We start from the raw sequence: 19,472 nt of genomic DNA on the forward strand, positions 1-19,472 counted from the left end.
GCGGGGGAGTTCCGCGGCGGGCCCGGCCGGTCGCTCGGCGATCCGGACCCCGGCCGTACGGGGTGCTCGCGGCGCGGAGTCCGGTACGGGCGCGAGCCCCGCGGCGCCGGTACGGGGCTCCGGCCCGCCGCCCGGCCCCGGGATCCCCGGCGCGGCGGGGTCCGCCGGGGCGTCCCGCACTTCCGGGGTTTCCTGGGCGTACGGGCCGTCCTCGTACGGGCCGTCCTCGTACGGGCCGTCCTCGTACGGGCCGTCCTCGTACGGGCCGCCCCGCGCGGCCGGGGTGTCCGGGGCCGGGACGGCGCTGCTCGGCGGGGCGGCGGTCCGCGGAGCGGCGGCCGTCCAGCGCGGGGGAGCGGGGCGCGCGGTGCCGGGCTCGGGGGCGGCCGGGCCGCCGGAAGCCGGGTCCGGGGCTGCCGGATCGCGGGCCGGGGCCGTGGGGCGGGCGGCCGCCGGGTCCGGGGCCGTTGCGCTCGGGGCCTCCGGGGCAGGGGGAATCGTTGCGGGCGGGAGGGTAGCCGTCCCGGCCGGTGCCGTCGGACCCTCGGGAACGGGGGCCGAGGCTGTGGGGCCCGGTCTCGCGGCCGCCGGAGGCGCCGGTCTCGCGGGGGCCGGGGCCGTCGCGTCCGGGGGAGCCGGATCGGGCGGGCGGGCGGCCGTTCCGGCCGGGGCCACCGTGCGCGCGGGAGCGGGGGCCGGGGCCACGGGAGCCGGGTTCGCGGGAGCCGGCCGGGCCGTCGGGGGGTCCGGGGTGTACGGGGGCGGGGTCATCGGGGCGTCTCGTATTCGGGGGTGAGGAGGTCCGCGATGTCCAGGACGTGGTAGCCCCGCATCGAGGGGAGGCAGCTGCCGCGGACCGGGCCGATGGCCGACGCCCAGGCGGCGGGGATCGCCGCGGCGCCCGACATCGCACCGGCGAGGGCGCCCGCCACGGCCGCCGTGGTGTCCGCGTCGCGCCCCATGTTCACGGCGGTCAGGACGGAGGAGGCGAAGTCGCCCCCGCACGCGGCGAACGCGCCGAAGGCCAGGCCGACGGCCTCCGGGGCCAGGTCCGTCCACGGGTAGCCGCCGATGACGACCGCCGAGCGCACCGCCCGTTCGCCGCGCGGGGCGGCGGTCACCGCGCGCCGCAGGGAGCGGGCCGTCCAGGAGTCGGAGGGGATGACCGACAGCGCCGCCGAGACCACCGAGGCCGGGGACCCGCCGGCCATGGCCGCCGCGACGCCCGCCGCGACGGCCTGGCCGCCGTAGATGCCCTCGCCTTCGTGGCTCACGCAGCCGTCGATCGCGACGAGCCGCGCCGCCTCGGCCGGGCGGCCGGCCGCGAAGACCCCGAACGGGGCCGCGCGCATCGCCAGCCCGTCCGACCAGGCGTGCCGGTGCTGTGCGGAGATGGGGGCCGCGAGGCCCCGGCGGAGGTTCTCCAGCGTGCCGCGCTCCGAGAAGCCCGCGCCGCGGAAGGGGCCCTCGTCGAGGTCCGCGATCCAGTGGTGCCAGGCCCGCTCCACGTGGGAGACGGTGAGCGCCGTGCCGTGCCGGGCCAGCAGGAGCCCGGAGAAGATCGCGTACTCGGTGTCGTCCGTGCCCGCCGGGTCGTCCGACACGAAGCCTTCGATGCGGCCCCACTTGGCCCGGATCTCCGACGGCTTCATGTTCTCCGCGGGGGCGCCCAGCGCGTCACCCACCGCGAGTCCCAGAAGAGCACCCCTGGCCCGTTCGAGGAGGACCTGTGGATTGCATGCAATCAGCTCCATGGCGCGCCTCTCCACTTGATGGGACTCATGATGAGCCCTTGGGGGATTTGTTCCATGACATGTGGTTTGTCGCCCGCTGCGAAACACCCCGCGCGCGCTCTCGTCACCCGGTCGCCGACCCGTAAAACCGCAGGTAAGTACGGCCTTCCTTGCTGGCGGGCGGCAAAAATCGTGCGTAGGTTCGAGGCGATCAGGGGGAGTGGGTGTCCGCGCGTCGGCTGCGTGGCGGCTTCGCGTACCCACTCGCACAAAAGGGGAGAAAAGAGCCACCATGTCCATCATCGACATCGAAGCACCGCTGCACACCGCCCACCGCGACAATCACACGCACCGTGACGTCAACGGCGGGTGGCTGCGCCCGGCGGTCTTCGGTGCGATGGACGGGCTGGTGTCCAACCTCGCCCTGATGACGGGCGTCGCCGGAGGCGCCGTCGCCCCGCACGTCGTGGTGATCACCGGGCTGGCGGGCCTCGCGGCCGGCGCGTTCTCGATGGCGGCCGGCGAGTACACCTCCGTCGCCTCGCAGCGCGAACTGGTCCTCGCGGAACTCGACGTGGAGCGCCAGCAGCTGCGCAAGCACCCCGTCGACGAGATGGAGGAGCTGGCGCAGCTCTACGCCTCGCGCGGCGTCGACCCCTCCCTCGCCCGCGAGGTCGCGATGCAGCTCTCCCGGGACCCGGAGCAGGCGCTGGAGATCCACGCGCGCGAGGAGCTCGGGATCGACCCCGAGGACCTGCCGTCGCCGATGGTCGCGGCGGTGTCCTCGTTCGGCTCCTTCGCCCTGGGTGCGCTGCTGCCCCTGCTCCCGTACCTGCTCGGGGCCGTGTCCCTGTGGCCGGCGGTGCTGCTCGCCCTGGTGGGGCTCTTCGCCTGCGGAGCGGTCGTCTCGCGGGTCACGGCCAGGTCCTGGTGGTACAGCGGACTGCGCCAGCTCGTCCTGGGTGGCGCGGCCGCGGGTGTGACGTACATCCTGGGAACCTGGATCGGTGGAGCCATAGGCTGACCGCGCAGGGAGTGAGACACTATGCGGTACGCGGCATAAGTAGTTCGTTACTCGGCGGTTTCGATTCCGTGTCCGCCGGGCATCACACCATGGCGTCCCCCCGGTTTCGCCGGGAGGCGCCCAGGGGCAACGATGCTCCTCGCGCCGGGACCTTCGGCCCGTGATCGCAAGCTGATTCGCCCGCGAAGGTCCCCTCTTTTCTGCCACGTGCACTGTCCGCATGCTGGAATGGCATATCCGCTTCTCGGGATTGTCGTCATCATGTAATCTGCACGAAATTTCGCAGAGGGCCAACGTCGTCCCTCGGCTATGCACATATGCCACGACGACGACGGGAGAGCCGATGCGTTCCGCATCCACGCACTCCGCGACCGGCCTCAGCACCACTGCCTGGTCGCCCATGGACGGTCGCCCCGCCCAGCAGGGCATGTACGACCCGCGCAACGAGCACGACGCCTGTGGCGTCGGCTTTGTGGCCAACCTCAGCGGCGAGGCCAGCCACACGCTGGTCGAGCAGGCGCTGACCGTATTGCGGAACCTCGAGCACCGCGGCGCGACGGGCTCCGAGCCCGACTCGGGCGACGGCGCCGGAATCCTCTCCCAGGTGCCGGACGCGTTCCTGCGCGAGGTGGCCGGGTTCGAGCTCCCCGAGGCCGGCGCGTACGCCGTCGGCATCGCCTTCCTGCCCGCCGACGGCTCCGCACAGTCCGTCGCGCGGATCGAGGCCATCGCCGCCGAGGAGGACCTCACGGTCCTCGGCTGGCGCGAGGTGCCCGTCACCCCCGACCTGCTCGGCAACGGCGCCCGCGCCACCATGCCGGCCTTCTCCCAGCTGTTCGTCACCGGGGGCACCTCCCAGGCCGAAGGCTCTGGGGGAGGCAGCACCGGCATCGAGCTGGACCGCAAGGCGTTCGTGCTGCGCAAGCGCGCCGAGCGCGAGGCCGGGGTGTACTTCCCGTCGCTCTCCGCGCGCACCATCGTCTACAAGGGCATGCTGACCACCGGCCAGCTGGAGCCGTTCTTCCCGGACCTCTCCGACCGCCGCTTCGCGTCGACGCTCGCCCTGGTCCACTCCCGGTTCTCGACGAACACCTTCCCGTCCTGGCCGCTCGCCCACCCGTACCGCTTCGTCGCGCACAACGGCGAGATCAACACGGTCAAGGGCAACCGCAACTGGATGAAGGCCCGCGAGTCCCAGCTGGCCTCCGGAGTGTTCGGCGAGGGCGCCCTCGAGCGCATCTTCCCGATCTGTACCCCGGACGCCTCCGACTCGGCCTCCTTCGACGAGGTCCTGGAACTGCTCCACCTCGGCGGGCGTTCCCTGCCGCACAGCGTGCTGATGATGATCCCGGAGGCGTGGGAGAACCACACCTCCATGGACCCGGCGCTGCGCGCGTTCTACAAGTACCACTCCACGCAGATGGAGCCCTGGGACGGCCCGGCCTGCGTCACCTTCACCGACGGCACCCAGGTCGGCGCGGTCCTCGACCGCAACGGCCTGCGCCCCGGCCGCTACTGGGTCACCGACGACGGCCTCGTCGTCCTCGGCTCCGAGGTCGGCGTGCTCGACATCGACCCGGCCAAGGTCGTCCGCAAGGGCCGCCTCCAGCCCGGCAAGATGTTCCTCGTCGACACCGCCCAGAAGCGGATCATCGAGGACTCCGAGATCAAGGCCGAGCTGGCCGGAGCCGCTCCGTACGCCGAATGGCTGGAGACCGGCGAGATCGAGCTGACGGACCTCCCCGAGCGCGAGCACATCGTGCACACCCACGCCTCGGTCACCCGCCGCCAGCAGACCTTCGGCTACACCGAGGAAGAGCTGCGCGTCATCCTCGCGCCGATGGCCCGTACCGCCGGCGAGCCGCTGGGCTCCATGGGTACGGACTCACCGATCGCGGCCCTGTCCGAGCGGCCCCGGCTGCTCTTCGACTACTTCACGCAGCTGTTCGCGCAGGTCACCAACCCGCCGCTGGACGCCATCCGCGAGGAGCTCGTCACCTCCCTGCTGTCCGCGCTCGGCCCGCAGGGCAACCTGCTGGAGCCGAACGCCGCGTCCTGCCGCAGCGTGACCCTGCCCTTCCCGGTGATCGACAACGACGAGCTGGCCAAGCTCATCCACGTCAACGCCGACGGCGACATGCCGGGCATGAAGGCCGCCACGCTCTCCGGCCTCTACCGGGTCTCCGGCGGCGGCGAGACGCTGGCCGCGCGCCTGGACGAGATCCGGGGCGAGGTCGACGCGGCCATCGCGAACGGCGCGCACCTGATCGTCCTCTCCGACCGGCACTCGGACGCCGAGCACGCGCCGATCCCTTCGCTGCTGCTCACCTCCGCCGTGCACCACCACCTCATCGCCACCAAGCAGCGCACCCAGGTGGGCCTGCTGGTCGAGGCCGGCGACGTCCGCGAGGTCCACCACGTCGCGCTGCTCATCGGCTACGGCGCGGCCGCGGTCAACCCGTACCTCGCCATGGAGTCCGTCGAGGACCTGCTGCGCGCCGGTACCTTCCTGTCCGGCCTGGAGCCGGAGCAGGCCATCAAGAACCTGATCTACGCGCTCGGCAAGGGCGTCCTGAAGGTCATGTCCAAGATGGGCATCTCCACCGTCGCGTCCTACCGCGGCGCCCAGGTCTTCGAGGCCGTCGGCCTGAACGAGGAGTTCGTCGGGGCGTACTTCAGCGGCACCGCCACCAAGATCGGCGGCGCCGGCCTGGACGTCATCGCCAAGGAGGTGGCCGCGCGCCACGCCAAGGCGTACCCGGCCTCCGGCATCGCCGCCACGCACCGCGCGCTGGAGATCGGCGGCGAGTACCAGTGGCGCCGCGAGGGCGAGCCGCACCTGTTCGACCCGGAGACGGTCTTCCGCCTCCAGCACGCCACCCGCAACCGCCGGTACGACATCTTCAAGCAGTACACGGACCGGGTGAACGAGCAGTCCGAGCGCCTCATGACGCTCCGCGGGCTCTTCGGCTTCAAGACCGAGGGCGCGGCGGCCCGCCCGCCGATCTCCGTCGACGAGGTCGAGTCGGTCACCGACATCGTCAAGCGCTTCTCCACCGGCGCCATGTCGTACGGCTCCATCTCGCGCGAGGCCCACGAGACCCTCGCCATCGCCATGAACCAGCTGGGCGGCAAGTCCAACACCGGTGAGGGCGGCGAGGACCCGGACCGCCTGTACGACCCGGCGCGCCGCTCCTCCATCAAGCAGGTCGCCTCCGGCCGCTTCGGTGTGACGAGCGAGTACCTCGTCAACGCGGACGACATCCAGATCAAGATGGCGCAGGGCGCCAAGCCCGGCGAGGGCGGCCAGCTGCCCGGCCACAAGGTCTACCCGTGGGTCGCCAAGACCCGGCACTCCACCCCGGGCGTGGGCCTGATCTCCCCGCCTCCGCACCACGACATCTACTCCATCGAGGACCTCGCCCAGCTGATCCACGACCTGAAGAACGCCAACCCGGCGGCCCGCATCCACGTGAAGCTGGTCTCCGAGGTCGGCGTGGGCACGGTCGCGGCGGGCGTCTCCAAGGCCCACGCGGACGTCGTCCTCATCTCCGGCCACGACGGCGGTACGGGCGCCTCCCCGCTCACCTCGCTGAAGCACGCGGGCGGTCCCTGGGAGCTCGGCCTCGCCGAGACCCAGCAGACGCTGCTGCTCAACGGGCTGCGCGACCGCATCGTGGTCCAGACGGACGGCCAGCTCAAGACCGGCCGCGACGTGGTCATCGCCGCGCTGCTCGGCGCCGAGGAGTTCGGTTTCGCGACCGCGCCGCTCGTCGTCTCCGGCTGCGTCATGATGCGCGTCTGCCACCTGGACACCTGCCCGGTCGGCATCGCCACGCAGAACCCGGTCCTGCGTGACCGGTTCTCCGGCAAGCCCGAGTTCGTCGTCAACTTCTTCGAGTTCATCGCCGAGGAGGTCCGCGAGATCCTCGCCGAGCTGGGCTTCCGCACCATCGAGGAGGCCGTCGGCCACGCCGAACTCCTCGACACCACCAAGGCCGTCACGCACTGGAAGGCCCAGGGCCTCGACCTGGAGCCCCTCTTCTACGTGCCCGAGCTGCCCGAGGGCGCGGTCCGCCACGCCCTCATCGAGCAGGACCACGGCCTGGAGAAGGCCCTCGACAACGAGCTGATCAAGCTCGCCGCCGACGCGCTGAACGCCGACGCGGCCGAGCAGGCCCAGCCGGTCCGCGCCCGGGTCGCGATCCGCAACATCAACCGGACCGTCGGCACCATGCTCGGCCACGAGGTCACGAAGAGGTTCGGCGGCGCGGGCCTGCCCGACGACACCATCGACCTGACCTTCACCGGTTCGGCCGGCCAGTCCTTCGGCGCCTTCATCCCCCGCGGCGTCACGCTGCGCCTGGAGGGCGACGCCAACGACTACGTCGGCAAGGGCCTCTCGGGCGGCCGGATCGTGGTCCGCCCGGACCGCGGCGCCGACCACCTCGCCGAGTACTCGACCATCGCCGGAAACACCATCGGCTACGGCGCGACCGGCGGCGAGATGTTCCTGCGCGGCCGCACCGGCGAGCGCTTCTGCGTCCGCAACTCCGGTGCGCTCGTCGTCTCGGAGGGCGTGGGCGACCACGGCTGCGAGTACATGACCGGCGGCCGGGCCGTCGTCCTCGGCGAGACGGGCCGCAACTTCGCGGCCGGCATGTCGGGCGGCGTCGCGTACGTCATCGACCTCGACCCGGACAACGTCAACGTCGGCAACGCGGGCGCCGTCGAGACCGACCTGTCCGACACGGACAAGCAGTGGCTGCACGGTGTGGTGCGCCGCCACGAGGAGGAGACCGGCTCTACCGTCGCCGCGAAGCTCCTCGCTGACTGGTCCGCCGCGGCGGATCGATTCAGCAAGATCATCCCGACCACGTACAAGGCAGTGCTCGCCGCCAAGGACGCCGCTGAGCTGGCCGGACTCTCGGAGTCCGAGACCACTGAGAAGATGATGGAGGCGGCGACCCATGGCTGACCCGAAGGGCTTCCTCACCACAGCGCGCGAGACCGCCTGCACCCGTCCCGTGGCCGACCGCCTGGGGGACTGGAACGAGGTCTACGTTCCGGGCTCCCTGCTCCCGATCATCAGCAAGCAGGCCGGCCGCTGCATGGACTGCGGCATCCCGTTCTGCCACAACGGCTGTCCGCTCGGGAACCTGATCCCGGAGTGGAACGACTTCGCGTACCGCGAGGACTGGACGGCGGCGTCCGAGCGCCTGCACGCGACGAACAACTTCCCGGAGTTCACCGGGCGGCTGTGCCCGGCTCCGTGCGAGTCGGCGTGTGTGCTCGGCATCAACCAGCCGGCCGTCACCATCAAGAACGTCGAAGTCTCGATCATCGACCGGGCGTGGGACAACGGCAACGTCACCCCGCAGCCGCCCGAGCGGCTGTCGGGCAAGACGGCCGCCGTGATCGGCTCCGGTCCGGCGGGTCTCGCCGCGGCCCAGCAGCTGACCCGGGCCGGGCACACGGTCGTGGTGTACGAGCGCGCCGACCGCGTCGGCGGGCTGCTGCGCTACGGCATCCCCGAGTTCAAGATGGAGAAGGTGCACATCAACCGCCGCATCGAGCAGATGCGCGCTGAGGGCACCAAGTTCCGTACCGGCATCGAGGTCGGCCGCGACATCACCGCCACCGACCTGCGCAAGCGGTTCGACGCGGTGGTCATCGCGGCGGGCGCCACCGTCTCCCGCGACCTCCCGGTCCCGGGACGCGAGCTCAGCGGCATCCACTTCGCGATGGAGTACCTGCCGCTCGCGAACAAGGTGCAGGAGGGCGACTTCATGGCGCCCCCCATCACGGCCGAGGGCAAGCACGTCGTCGTCATCGGCGGCGGCGACACCGGCGCGGACTGCGTGGGCACCGCCCACCGCCAGGGCGCGGCCTCGGTCACGCAGCTGGAGATCATGCCGCGCCCGTCCGAGGACCGGCCGGCCCACCAGCCGTGGCCGACGTTCCCCATGCTGTACAAGGTCACCTCGGCCCACGAGGAGGGCGGCGAGCGGGTCTACTCCGTCTCCACCACCCACTTCGAGGGCGACGCGGACGGCAACGTCCAGTCCCTGCACCTCACCGAGGTGGAGTTCGTCGACGGCAAGCTCACCTCGAAGCCCGGCACCGAGCGCGTCCTCCCGGCGCAGCTCGTCACCCTGGCGATGGGCTTCACGGGCACCGACCAGGAGAACGGCCTGGTCCAGCAGTTCGGCCTGGCGCTGGACGCGCGCGGCAACATCGAGCGCGACGCCGCCTACGCGACCAACGTCGACGGCGTCTTCGTCGCCGGCGACGCCGGCCGCGGCCAGTCGCTCATCGTGTGGGCCATCGCGGAGGGCCGCTCGGCCGCCCGCGGCGTGGACCGGTTCCTGACCGGCACCAGCGCCCTCCCGTACCCGGTCAAGCCGACGGACCGCTCCATCACCGTCTGACCCCGCCCCACCCCGGCGGCCCCCGGGCCGCCGGGCCCCCTCCGGCAACGGAGGGACCCCTCATACGGTCCGTACAACGGTGTACGGAACTCTGACACCGCGCCCGCTATGTCCCCGACCAGGGATGGCGGGCGCTGTGGCGTTCCGGGCCTGTTCGGGGGTGAACTCGTACTGGAGCTCGTAGAGATGCCCGGCCTTCACCATGACGGTGACCTCGACCGGACGCTTGTCCACGTCGCACACGGCGCGCAGGATACGCAGCACGGGCAGGTCTCCCGGCAGCCGCAGCGCGGCGTACTGCTCCTGCGTCGCGATCCGCGCGGAGCTCCGGTCGGTCCTGTGCGCCGGCCGGAAGCCGAGCTCGGCGAGCAGGTCGGGGTGCCGCCCCGGATCCGGCGCGCCTCCGCCAGGGCGGTGCCGCGCGCGACATCGAACGGGTGGTACGAACTCACCAGTCCGGCGGGTTCGCCGTCGAGGGTGATCAGCTGGTATCGGCGGACGGTGCGCTGTCGGTTCGGCCGTACGGTGATTGCCGATCCGGCTCGGCCGATGACCAGCCCCTCGCTCTCCAGGAGCTGAACGGCCTTTCGGATCGTGGCGTTGGACGCGTCGAAGCGGTTCTTCAGCTGTGCGGTGGACTGCGGCTTCGCCCCGGGCGCGAGCCCTCCGCTCGTGATCTCGCCGCGCAGGTCGGCGGCAATGAGCACGTGGAGCGGGCGGGGGTCCGGTCCATCGGTTCTGGACCGCTCAAGGTCATCCGATCCTGATCTCGTACCGCAGCTGCTGGCGTCCGGCCGGCATGAGCATCAGATCCGCCTGGATCGCACGGTCCGAGCCGTGGGGCTGCGGGCTGTGGCTCGTTACTTCGGTCGCGGACGCGTTCGAGGTCCGGGACGAGGGGGTGGGCAAGACGGCCCGCGCGCTCTTCAGGTTGCCGCCGCCTGTGGACGGGCGGGTGGTGCCGGGGGGCCGACAGTGGGTCACGGGGCCGGGGCCGAGCGGGCCGTTACGCCCGCCTTGCGGAAGATGTGCGACAGGTGGGCGTCGACCGTGCGGGGGCTGAGGTAGGGCCGCGCCGGCTTCTGCGTCGACCCTCCCGAGCAGCTCCCGCGGATCCTGGAGCTGATGGGCGACGAGGGGCTCGGCTCGGTGGTCCGGGCCGCTGCGGCTTACGGGCTCTGGGAGGAGTGCCTCGCCCTCGCCCTCGCCGTCGCCGCGGCCGTCGGCGGCAAGCAGCGGCTGCGGATCGCCCGCCTCGCCGCCCGCCTCGACGGGGCCGAGCTCGATTCGCTCGTGCGGGTGACGTGGGCGGAGGGCTGTGGGAGGCGCTGCCGCCCCTCGTCGCGCTGCTCGGTGAGGAGGACCGGCTCGCTCGCCGTGGCCCGGCCGGGCGCGCTGCGCGATCCGCAGGTGCCGGCCGGGGTGGTACGGGCCGTCGTGGTGACGGGGCTCTGGGGGGAGTTCCTGCCGCTCGTCGGGGTCCTTCCGCGGGACGCGCGGCAGGTGGTGGCGGACGCTGCGGCCGCGCTGGACGACGGGGAACCGGACGCGCCGGCCCGTGAGGTCGGCGCGGGGGACCTGTGGGACCTGGTGCCCCCCTCGTCGAGCTGATGAACGACGCCGGCAAGCAGCGGATCTTCGACCTGCCGGCGTTCCGGGACCAGCCGTAGCGGTCGGGATCAGCCGTAGCGGTCGGGATCAGCCGTAGCGGTCGGGCCCGGCGAGGAGCGGCCGACCCCGTCCCGACCGGCCGTCCCCGGCCCGCCGCCCTCGCCGTCCCCGGCCCGCCGCCCCGGCCGCCCCCGCCCCGCACCTCGCCGTGTTGTCGGGTCGGCCGAGTGCGTCCCGTACGCGGTCGGCCCTCCGCCTTGCGGTGCACGGCACCGGACGACGCGGACGCGCGGACGGGGCCGACACGGTCCGGCAGCGACGTCTTAGGCCGGACGGACCATCTGCGCGCCGGCGGGCGACAGTTGGCCGGGCTGTCGTCTGGTACCTATCGGCACCATGGCCCCCACCCGCACGCTGCTGAGCGGCCTCCTCGGCGCCGCCCTGCTGTTCCCCCTCCCGCTCACCGCCACCACCGCCACCGCCACCACCGCCACCGCGAACACCCCCGGCGACGGGCGGACCGTCGACTACCGCGGGCTCCGGCTGTCCGTCCCCGCCGACTGGCGGGTCGTCGACCTCGACCGGCACCCCGGCGCCTGCCTGCGCCTCGACCTGCCCACCCTGTACCTCGGCCACGCCGGGACCCAGGCCGAGTGCACCGGCCGGGCGGCCGTCCGCCGGTCCGACACCCTGCACCTGGAACCCCTCGACGGCGCCCCGCCGCGCGCCGACGTGCCGACCGTCGCCGCGGAGTCCGTGAAGACCCTGCCCGAGGTCCCGCCCCGCTCCGACAGCAACGAGCTGCGCTACGCCCTGCGCCGCTCCGGGATCATGGCCACCGTCTCGTACGGGATCACGCCCGGCACCGTACGGGAGGTCCTGTCCCGGGCCCGTACCGTGGCCGGCGAGGCCGCCGCGGCCCCGGCCGGGCCGCCCCTCGCGGCCGCCGCCGTCGCGGCCCCGGCACTGCGTACCGCCCAGGAGCGTTTTACCGGCCAGGGCTTCGACGCCTGCACCGCCCCGACCCAGCGCTCCATGGACACGTGGCGGGCCGATTCCCCCTTCCGCGCGGTCGGCGTCTACATCGGGGGCCGCGCCCGCGCCTGCGCCCAGCCACAGCTCACGGCCGCCTGGGTGCGCAAGCAGGCGCAGGCGGGCTGGCACCTGATGCCGATCTGGGTCGGCCCGCAGCCCTGGCACAGCGCCAGTACCGGGCTGTCCACCGACGCCTCCGAGGCGGACGGGCAGGGACGGTCCGCCGCCGACGGCGCGGTCACCGCGGCCCGGTCGCTCGGCCTGCCCGAGGGCACCATCCTCTACAACGACCTGGAGAATTACTCGGACCGCGCCACCTGGGACGCCCCGGTCGTCGCCTACCTGACCGCGTGGACGGTCCGGCTGCACGAGCTGCGCTACCGTTCCGCCGCCTACGTCTCGGCGAGCTCGGGGGTCAAGGCCCTGAGCGCCCACCACCACCAGGCCCGCGAGGCCATGCCGGACGTGCTGTGGGTCGCCCGGTGGAACGGAACGGCCTCGGTCTCCGACGCCGACATGGGCCTGCCGAAGGGCACCGCGCAGTGGGCCGGACCGCGCCGGGCCCACCAGTTCCGCGGCGACCACGACACCTCGTACGGCGGGGTGACCATCAACATCGACCGGAACTGGGTGGACGTCGACCCCTCCGTCCTCGGGACCGGAGGGATCCTCCCGCCGCTCCTGCCGCTCAGCTAGCCGGTCCCTCGGCCGGTCCGCCCGCCAGTCCGCCTGCCGGGCCGCCCGCCGGGTCCTTCGGGTCCTCGCGGGCCGGCTCGTCGTCGTTGCCCCGGCGGATGGTGCGCAAACCCCCCGCCGGGGTCCACGCCCGCACCACCAGCTCCTCGCCGTCCACGCCGATGTGCACGACCTCCGTCAGGTCGGCGTGGAAGAGGTGGAAGGGGTGCGGGGACTCCGACGCCGTCTCCTCCGCGTACCGGTGCAGTTCGGGCGGGTCGATGACCTCCACCGCCCGCCCGGAGACCCGTACGTCCCCGTCCGGCATCGTCTCGCCCTCGCCCGGGTTGGTGTGCAGGGCGAACCGCGGGTCGCGCTGGAGGTCCCTGGCCTTCATCGAGCCGGGCATCATGCCGAGCCACAGCTCCCCGCCCCGGATGTCGACGTTCAGCCCGGCCACCCGGGGGGACCCGTCCTTGCGGAGGGTGGCCAGGACGTGGTGCGGGTACTGCGCGAAGCGGTCCTGGACCGCCTTCGCGAACTCCGGCTCTGCCTTCTCGAAGGCGGCCCAGTTGGTGATCGTCATACCGCCATGTAACCCCTCAGGGGGTTGTGATGCCCAGCCGCCGGGCCGCTTGCAGCCAGGCCGGAAACTCCCCGACCAGCCGGTCGTACAGCTCCGAGTCCGTGACGGCGCGCGGGTCGGAGCCCGCGTGGAAGTAGCCCGCGTTGTCCACGACGCGCCGGCCCGGGACGGGCAGGTCGTCCAGCCGGCGCAGGAAGTCGAACTGCGAGCTGCGGGTGTTGCCGAAGCCGACGAACTGCCAGAACAGCGGCAGCCGGGCCGCCTTGCACAGGTACTTCTCCGCCGCCAACTTGTTGATCGGCCCGCCGTCCGTCTGGAAGACGACGAGGGCCGGGCGCGCGGACCCGGAGTCCAGGTAGTGGTCGATCACTGCGTCCATGGCCGCGTGGTAGGCCGTCTTGCCCATGTGGCCGAGGCCGGCGGCGATCTCGTTGACCCGGCCCTCGTGCCCGGCGAGGGAGATCTCCTCCACCGCGTCGACCTCGGTGGAGAAGAACACCACGGGGACGCGGCCGTCGTCGTCCAGGTGGGCCGACAGCCCCATCACCCGGTCGGCGAGGGCCTGGACGCTGCCGTCGTCGTAGTACGGGCGCATCGACCCGGAGTAGTCGAGGACCAGGTAGACCGAGGCGCGCCCGCCCTCCAGGCCGTACTTGCGCAGGGAGACCCCGGCGCTCTTGTAGAGGCGCACGAGCGCCGGAGCCGTTTCCTCGACCTTGCGGAGGTCCATCGCGCTGCCCGTCATGGGGCCGAGGGTACGGGAGGACACGCCGGTCGGCGCCGGTGAACAGAGGTGCGAACCGCGGTGCGCCCGCCGCCCGCCCGCCCGGTGCCGCTGCCGAACGCCCCGTGCTGCCGCTGCCGCCCGCCCGGTGCTCGCTCCGCCGCCGCCGCCCCCGGCCGCGGCGTGCTTACGGGTGCTCGCCCCGCTCGGCCGCCAGCGCCTCGATGTCGTCGAGCATGGCGGCCGCGAGGTCGCGTTCGGAGGCGTGGTACCGCTCGGCCCACTTGAGGGTGAGGGCCGGATAGGCCCAGGCCGGCTCGTCCTTCGCGCGCTCCGCGTCGGCGGCCGCGCGCAGCCGCATGTCCTCCGCGAACTCCTGCTGCCGGATCAGCAGTTCGCGCATCTGCGTGGGTTCCAGCAGGTGGCCCAGCCACAGCCGGAGCATCGGCCCGTGCTTCAGGACGGGCGGGTCGACGGGCGCCTCGCGGGCCCACTCCCGTACGGCCGCCATGCCCTCCGCGGTGATCCGGTAGACGCGCTTGTCGCGGGTGCCGGTCTCCTGGGCCACCTGGCGCGAGGAGGCGTAACCGGCCTTCTCCAGCCGCTTGAGCTCGCTGTAGATCTGACTGAAGGACGGGCTCCAGTAGAAGAAGCGCAAGGACCGGTCCGACCACTTCTTCAGGTCGTAGCCGGAGAGCTCCTCCCCGAAGGAGAGCAGCCCGAGCACCGCCCAGCTGGTCGCGGGGAGCGTGCGCCTGTTCGTCTCGTCTGACACGCAGCGCAGTCTACGACCGGTCTCCGCCGCGGCCCTTCCCTCCGCATGACATGACTGCTAGGAGTATGCCTAATCGAAATAACTACAGAGCGATCCGCACCCACATCCGCACCCACATCCGCGTCCGTACCCGCATCCGAATCCGGAGGCCCCGTGAAGTTCTCGATGATCTTCGAGGCGCAGCTCGTCGACCCGACCCCGGAGCGCGAGCGCCAGGTCATCCACGACTGCGTCGAACAGGCCGTCTTCGCCGAGGAGATGGGCTTCGACCGGATCTGGGCCGTCGAGCACCACTCCCTCACCCAGTACGCGCACCTGACCGCCTCCGAGATCTTCCTCGCCTGGGTCGCCGCCCGGACGCGGACGATCCGCATCGGCCACGGCGTGGTCACCATGCCCTTCGGCTACCAGCACCCGGTCCGCGTCGCCGAACGCGCCGCGATGCTCGACGTCCTCTCCGGCGGCCGCGTCGACGTCGGCGCGGGCCGCGGCGCCACCCGCCAGGAGATGTCCATGTTCGGGGTACGGCCGCAGGACACCCGGCCGCAGACCGAGGAGGCCCTGCGGATCTTCGCCGCCGCCTGGCGGGAGCCGGAGTTCGAGTGGCACGGCTCGCTCGACATCGGCCCCGGGGCGATCCTGCCCCGTCCGGTCCAGGAGCCGCACCCGCCGCTCTTCATGGCCTGCTCCCAGCACGAGTCCCTCGGCCTCGCCGCCGAACTGGGCATCGGCGCGCTGGTGATGGGCTTCTCGGGAGCCGACGACGTCCGCGCGATGCGCACCGTCTACGACGAGGCCATCGCGGCCCGCGACGGCGGCCGGTTCGTCTCCACCGAGGTCAACGACCACTTCTCCGCCCTCTGCCCGACCATCGTCCTCGACGACGCCGAGCGCGCGCTGCGCCTGGGCACCCGGGGGCAGCGCTTCTTCGCCGAGTCCATCGCGCACTGGTACGGCGGCGGCCCCGCGCCGACCGGATACGCCGAGGACGCGCCCGCCGAGGAGCACGTGGAGGCCCTCGCCAAGGGGCGCGAGGAACTCGTCGCCAAGCTGCACGAGGCGAACATCCCGGCCCGCCCCGTCGACACCGGCACCTTCAACGCCGACCATGCCTACGGAAGCGCCGAGACCGCCGTCGCCTACGTGGAGCGGCTGCGCGAGATCGGCGTCGACGAGGTGATGTGCCTGATCCAGATGGGCACCGTCCCGCAGGAGGCTTGCATGGAAACCATCCGCCAGTGGGGCGAGAAGGTCATCCCGCACTTCCGCGCCCTGGAGGGCTGAGCCGTGATCACGCTGGACGGAAAGGTCGTCGTCATCACCGGCGCCGGCCGCGGCCAGGGCGCCGCCGAGGCCCTGCTGTGCGCGGAGGCCGGCGCCCGGGTCGTCGTCACCGACGTCCGCGAGGAGGAGGGCCGGACGGTCGCCGCCGGCCTCGGCGGACAGGGGCTGTTCGTACGGCACGACGTGGCCGACGCCGCGTCCTGGGCCGGGGTGGTGAAGGCGGCCGTCGAGGCCTTCGGGACGGTCTCGGCACTGGTCAACAACGCGGCCCTGTGGCGCACCGCCCACGTGGAGCGGCAGACGGCCGAGGACTTCGAGGCGCTGCTGCGGGTCAACCTGCTGGGCCCGTTCCACGGCATCCAGGCGGTGGCGCCGGTGCTGCGGGCGGCGGGTGGCGGATCGATCGTCAACATCTCCTCCACCGCCGGACTGGTCGGGATACCGGGCCACGCCGCCTACGGCTCCACCAAGTTCGCGCTGCGCGGGCTGACCCGCTCGGCGGCCCTGGACCTGGCCCGGGACCGCATCCGGGTCAACTCCGTGCACCCGGGGGCGATCGACACCCCGATGGTGGCCGCCTCGGTCGCGGGCCGGGACTGGTCGCACGTGCCCCTGGGCCGGATGGGCCGGCCGGAGGAGGTCGGGGAACTCGTCCGCTTCCTCTGCTCGGACGCCTCCTCGTACCTGACGGGTGCCGAGTTCACCGTCGACGGCGGGATGACGGCCCGATGAGCGCCGGCGCGGGCGATCCGCTCTCCCCGGCGGCCCGGCAGCTGTGCGACGCGATGGCCGCGGGCTTCCCCGGCCCCGGCGACACGGCCGCCCTGCGCGCGGCGGCCGTCCCCGGCCCCCGGGGCCCGGAGGTCGCCGCGGTGTACGACACCGGCGCCGCGGACGTCCCCGTCCGGGTGTACGACCCGGCGCCGGGCGCCGCGGGCCGCCCGCTGGTCGTCTTCCTGCACGGCGGCGGCTGGGTGATGTGCGGTCCGGACACGCACGACGCGCTGTGCCGGAGGCTGGCCGCGGCCTCGGGCGCGGTGGTCGTCTCGGCCGACTACCGGCTCGCCCCCGAACACCCCTGGCCGGCGGCGCCCGACGACGCGCTGGCGGTGCTGCTGTGGGCGCGCTCGGAGGCGGGCGCCCTCGGGTGTGACCCGGACCGGGTGGTGGTGGCGGGGGACTCCAGCGGCGGCAACCTGGCCGCCGTGACCGCGCTGCGGGCGCCCGGACTCCTCGCCGGACAACTGCTGTTCTACCCGCCGCTGGACGCCTCGATGGCCGCCGAGTCGGTCGAGGCGTACGCGACGGGGTACTTCCACACCGCCGCGCACATGGCCTGGTACTGGGACTGCTACGGCGGCGACCCGGCGCACCCGCACGTCTCGCCGCTGCGCGCCTCCCGCGCCGAACTCGCCGGTCTGCCGCGTACGTTGATCGTCCTGGCCGACTGTGACGTGCTGCGGGACGAGGGCCTGGCGTACGCGCGCCGCCTCGGGGCGGCCGGCGTGGACTGCGCCGTCCAGCTCCACCCGGGGGTTTTCCACGGCTTCCTGGGCCTGCCGCTGCCGGCCGGCGCCACCGCGCTGGCGGCGGCCGCGGACTGGGTGGCGGCCACGTAGCGGGGCGCGCCGGAAGAAGGGGGAAGGGGGCGGGGCGGCCGGATTCGAACCGGCGTCCTCCTCCATGCTGTGTAGGCGCACTACCTCTGTGCTACGACCCCGCCCTTGCCGGAGACCCTAGACCGCGGGGCCCGTCCGGGCGATCGAATATCGCGGGACGGGCCCCGGGCCGGACGGGCTCAGTGCTTGAACGTGAAGGTGAAGTCGCCCGAGCGCCGGCCGCTCAGGCGGACCGCCGACACGAGGTTCCCCGCGGCGAGCAGCCGCTCGGCCCCGGCCCGCGAGAGGCCGAACCCCTCGGCGACCAGTCGCACCGGCCGCACGGGTATCGGCGCGGCGAAGCGGACCGACACCTCGACCGCCTCGCCCTCCGGCGGCCGCGGCCGGTCCGGCGCGCCGCGGTCGAGGCGCCAGGCGCCGTCCCAGTCGAGGGCGATCCGGTTGCGGCGCAGCACGAGCGGGTCCTGGAGCAGTTCGGCAGCCAGGCCGGGGTCGTTGCCGTGCAGCAGGTTCAGGAGCGCGGGCCGCACGGACCGGACGTTCACCCGCTCCAGGACCGTGAGCCGGGTGGTGTCCCCGCACCGGGTGCACCGGGCGAGGAGCCAGGCGTCGAGGAGCTTGTGGTGCGCGTTGAGGCGGAATTTCCCGTTCGCCCGGAAGCGCCCGGAGGCGCACCTGTGGCAAGTGCGGAGGACTGTCGGCAGGCAGGTGGGCAGGACCACCCAGGTTTCGGACACAGGGGTACACCGGTTCCAGTGAGAAGACCGCAGCGAAAAGGAGCGCGGCGCACAGGTGCGACGCGCGACGGTTCAGCGCTCGGGGGGTCTCACTTGGTGTACAACGGCACGTCCTTGACGGGGCGACTGCGGGCGGGAGCACGTTAACGGCACGCGGCGGTGCGGCTCCACCGAATTCGGGGCGGGCGGCTCTACCCCCCCCCAACGGCGGATGCCCGCGCGCCCGCCGGCCCGTACGCCGCCCAGGCGCCCGCACCTTGTGTGCATGATGTGTCCATGTCTGGCCTGCTGCTGCGCAACTGCCTGCTCCTGGCAGCCGAGTTCGGTGCCGTCCTGCTGCTGCGCGGCCCGGAGGGGGCCTGGATCCCGGTCCTGCTGGCCGTGTTCGTCATCGGCGCCGGCGTACCGCACGGCACCGGCGCGGAGTTCGTCGCCCGTACCGCCCTCGCGCTCGTCGCGGTGGGCGTCGTGGTCGCCGGGGGAGCCGCCTTGGACCGCCACACCCTGCACGACCGGGGGCGGGAGGAGCAGGCCGTGGTCACCTCCCGCACGATGGTGAAGGACGGCGCCGGCCTCTCCCCGTCGCTGCGGCTGCGCACGGACGCCGGCCGCGATCTGCCCGGCCCGCTGGCGAGCGACCTGCCGGTCGGCGCCCGGCTGACGGTCACCGCGGACCCCGACGGCCCGGCATGGACCCCCGGCGGCCGGCCGGCGAGGCCCCTGTGGCAGACGGCGGCCACGGCCGCCCTGCTCGCCCTCCAGACAGCCGCCCTGAGCTGGTACTCCTTCCGGAAGTCCCGCTACTGAAACCCGCTCGCCCGGCCGTCGATAGCCTCGGTGGTGTCCACCACCACCCTCTGGCGCCCCACGGGCCCCGTCGAGCTCGACCTGGTCCGCGCCGCCGACTGGAAGGCCTGGCCGCCGCGCCTCCCCGAGCAGCCGATCTTCTACCCGGTCCTGAACGAGGACTACGCGACCCGCATCGCCCGCGACTGGAACCTCAGGCACGACGGCGCCGGCTTCGTGACCCGGTTCGAGGTCGACTCCGCCTTCCTGGCCCGCTACCCGGTCCAGCGCGCGGGCGGCGAGACGATCCTGGAGCTGTGGGTCCCCGCCGGGGACCTGCCCGAGTTCAACGCGCACATCGTCGGCCGCATCGAGGTCGTGCACGCGTTCCGCTGACCGGCGGGCGAGGGTGCGGCATCCCCGCCCGGCCCACCCGGTGGGGGCCTGGCCCC

Annotated in this window: 15 protein-coding genes, 1 tRNA gene and 1 pseudogene; 10 read left to right on the forward strand and 7 right to left on the reverse strand. The window is 73.2% G+C overall.

Annotation, left to right across the window (positions count from 1 at the left end):
* Nucleotides 1-767: 767 nt before the first annotated feature.
* Nucleotides 768-1,754 carry an ADP-ribosylglycohydrolase family protein gene (locus OTB16_RS16560; RefSeq protein WP_267720970.1) on the reverse strand — a complete coding sequence of 329 codons (987 nt, stop codon included), beginning with the start codon at nucleotides 1,752-1,754 and terminating at the stop codon, nucleotides 768-770.
* Between the two features lie 271 nt (nucleotides 1,755-2,025).
* Between OTB16_RS16560 and OTB16_RS16565 the strand changes: the two genes are divergently transcribed.
* The 3 genes from OTB16_RS16565 (at nucleotide 2,026) to OTB16_RS16575 (ending at nucleotide 9,188) form a co-directional block, all read left to right on the forward strand.
* A complete protein-coding gene (locus OTB16_RS16565) occupies nucleotides 2,026-2,757 on the forward strand; it encodes a VIT1/CCC1 transporter family protein (protein ID WP_267720971.1) in 732 nt (243 codons plus the stop codon).
* Nucleotides 2,758-3,157: 400 nt separating this feature from the next.
* Complete coding sequence (gltB, locus tag OTB16_RS16570) at nucleotides 3,158-7,735, forward strand: glutamate synthase large subunit (RefSeq protein WP_476470167.1); 4,578 nt, start codon at nucleotides 3,158-3,160, stop codon at nucleotides 7,733-7,735.
* Nucleotides 7,728-9,188, forward strand: a complete 1,461-nt coding sequence (locus OTB16_RS16575) for a glutamate synthase subunit beta (RefSeq protein ID WP_267720973.1) — start codon at nucleotides 7,728-7,730, stop codon at nucleotides 9,186-9,188. The genes gltB and OTB16_RS16575 overlap by 8 nt, the downstream gene beginning before the upstream one ends.
* A gap of 153 nt (nucleotides 9,189-9,341) precedes the next feature.
* Here OTB16_RS16575 and OTB16_RS16580 read toward each other — a convergent pair.
* A pseudogene (locus tag OTB16_RS16580) lies at nucleotides 9,342-9,895 on the reverse strand (GntR family transcriptional regulator); the annotation flags it as partial.
* Between the two features lie 418 nt (nucleotides 9,896-10,313).
* Between OTB16_RS16580 and OTB16_RS16585 the strand changes: the two are divergent.
* Both OTB16_RS16585 and OTB16_RS16590 read left to right on the forward strand, forming a co-directional pair.
* On the forward strand, nucleotides 10,314-10,799 hold the full coding sequence (locus OTB16_RS16585; RefSeq protein ID WP_267720974.1) for a hypothetical protein: 486 nt from the start codon (nucleotides 10,314-10,316) through the stop codon (nucleotides 10,797-10,799).
* Between the two features lie 396 nt (nucleotides 10,800-11,195).
* Nucleotides 11,196-12,530 carry a DUF1906 domain-containing protein gene (locus OTB16_RS16590; protein WP_267720975.1) on the forward strand — a complete coding sequence of 445 codons (1,335 nt, stop codon included), beginning with the start codon at nucleotides 11,196-11,198 and terminating at the stop codon, nucleotides 12,528-12,530.
* On the opposite strand, the gene OTB16_RS16595 is transcribed toward OTB16_RS16590, so the two are convergent.
* From OTB16_RS16595 to OTB16_RS16605, 3 genes are all read right to left on the reverse strand, one after another.
* Complete coding sequence (locus OTB16_RS16595) at nucleotides 12,523-13,095, reverse strand: pyridoxamine 5'-phosphate oxidase family protein (RefSeq protein WP_267720976.1); 573 nt, start codon at nucleotides 13,093-13,095, stop codon at nucleotides 12,523-12,525. The two genes, OTB16_RS16590 and OTB16_RS16595, sit on opposite strands and share 8 nt — an antisense overlap.
* A 16-nt stretch (nucleotides 13,096-13,111) precedes the next feature.
* Nucleotides 13,112-13,840 (reverse strand): VWA domain-containing protein, encoded by a 729-nt coding sequence (locus tag OTB16_RS16600; protein ID WP_267720977.1) that lies wholly within the window; start codon nucleotides 13,838-13,840, stop codon nucleotides 13,112-13,114.
* Between the two features lie 166 nt (nucleotides 13,841-14,006).
* On the reverse strand, nucleotides 14,007-14,594 hold the full coding sequence (locus OTB16_RS16605; protein ID WP_267720978.1) for a PadR family transcriptional regulator: 588 nt from the start codon (nucleotides 14,592-14,594) through the stop codon (nucleotides 14,007-14,009).
* Nucleotides 14,595-14,747: 153 nt separating this feature from the next.
* On the opposite strand from OTB16_RS16605, the gene OTB16_RS16610 reads away from it, so the two are divergent.
* Genes OTB16_RS16610 through OTB16_RS16620 form a run of 3 tightly spaced genes read left to right on the forward strand, consistent with a single transcriptional unit; the run spans nucleotide 14,748 to nucleotide 17,497 of the window.
* Nucleotides 14,748-15,878, forward strand: a complete 1,131-nt coding sequence (locus OTB16_RS16610) for an LLM class flavin-dependent oxidoreductase (protein ID WP_267720979.1) — start codon at nucleotides 14,748-14,750, stop codon at nucleotides 15,876-15,878.
* A gap of 3 nt (nucleotides 15,879-15,881) precedes the next feature.
* Entirely contained in the window at nucleotides 15,882-16,610 is a 729-nt protein-coding gene (locus tag OTB16_RS16615) for an SDR family NAD(P)-dependent oxidoreductase (RefSeq protein ID WP_267720980.1), read from the forward strand.
* On the forward strand, nucleotides 16,607-17,497 hold the full coding sequence (locus tag OTB16_RS16620) for an alpha/beta hydrolase (protein ID WP_267720981.1): 891 nt from the start codon (nucleotides 16,607-16,609) through the stop codon (nucleotides 17,495-17,497). Before OTB16_RS16615 ends, OTB16_RS16620 begins: the two co-directional genes overlap by 4 nt.
* Nucleotides 17,498-17,525: 28 nt before the next feature.
* On the opposite strand, the gene OTB16_RS16625 is transcribed toward OTB16_RS16620, so the two are convergent.
* Nucleotides 17,526-17,600 (reverse strand) — tRNA-Ala (locus OTB16_RS16625).
* A 76-nt stretch (nucleotides 17,601-17,676) separates the two neighbouring features.
* The gene (locus OTB16_RS16630; RefSeq protein WP_267720982.1) at nucleotides 17,677-18,234 is read right to left on the reverse strand and encodes a DUF1062 domain-containing protein; all 558 of its coding nucleotides are present in this window, start codon (nucleotides 18,232-18,234) and stop codon (nucleotides 17,677-17,679) included.
* A gap of 276 nt (nucleotides 18,235-18,510) precedes the next feature.
* Here OTB16_RS16630 and OTB16_RS16635 point away from each other — a divergent pair, with 276 nt between their 5' ends.
* The gene (locus OTB16_RS16635; RefSeq protein WP_267720983.1) at nucleotides 18,511-19,041 is read left to right on the forward strand and encodes a hypothetical protein; all 531 of its coding nucleotides are present in this window, start codon (nucleotides 18,511-18,513) and stop codon (nucleotides 19,039-19,041) included.
* A gap of 33 nt (nucleotides 19,042-19,074) precedes the next feature.
* A complete protein-coding gene (locus OTB16_RS16640; RefSeq protein ID WP_267840648.1) occupies nucleotides 19,075-19,416 on the forward strand; it encodes a hypothetical protein in 342 nt (113 codons plus the stop codon).
* Nucleotides 19,417-19,472 lie beyond the last annotated feature (56 nt).

It is taken from the genome of Streptomyces antarcticus (genome assembly GCF_026627255.1).
GTDB lineage: Bacteria > Actinomycetota > Actinomycetes > Streptomycetales > Streptomycetaceae > Streptomyces > Streptomyces antarcticus.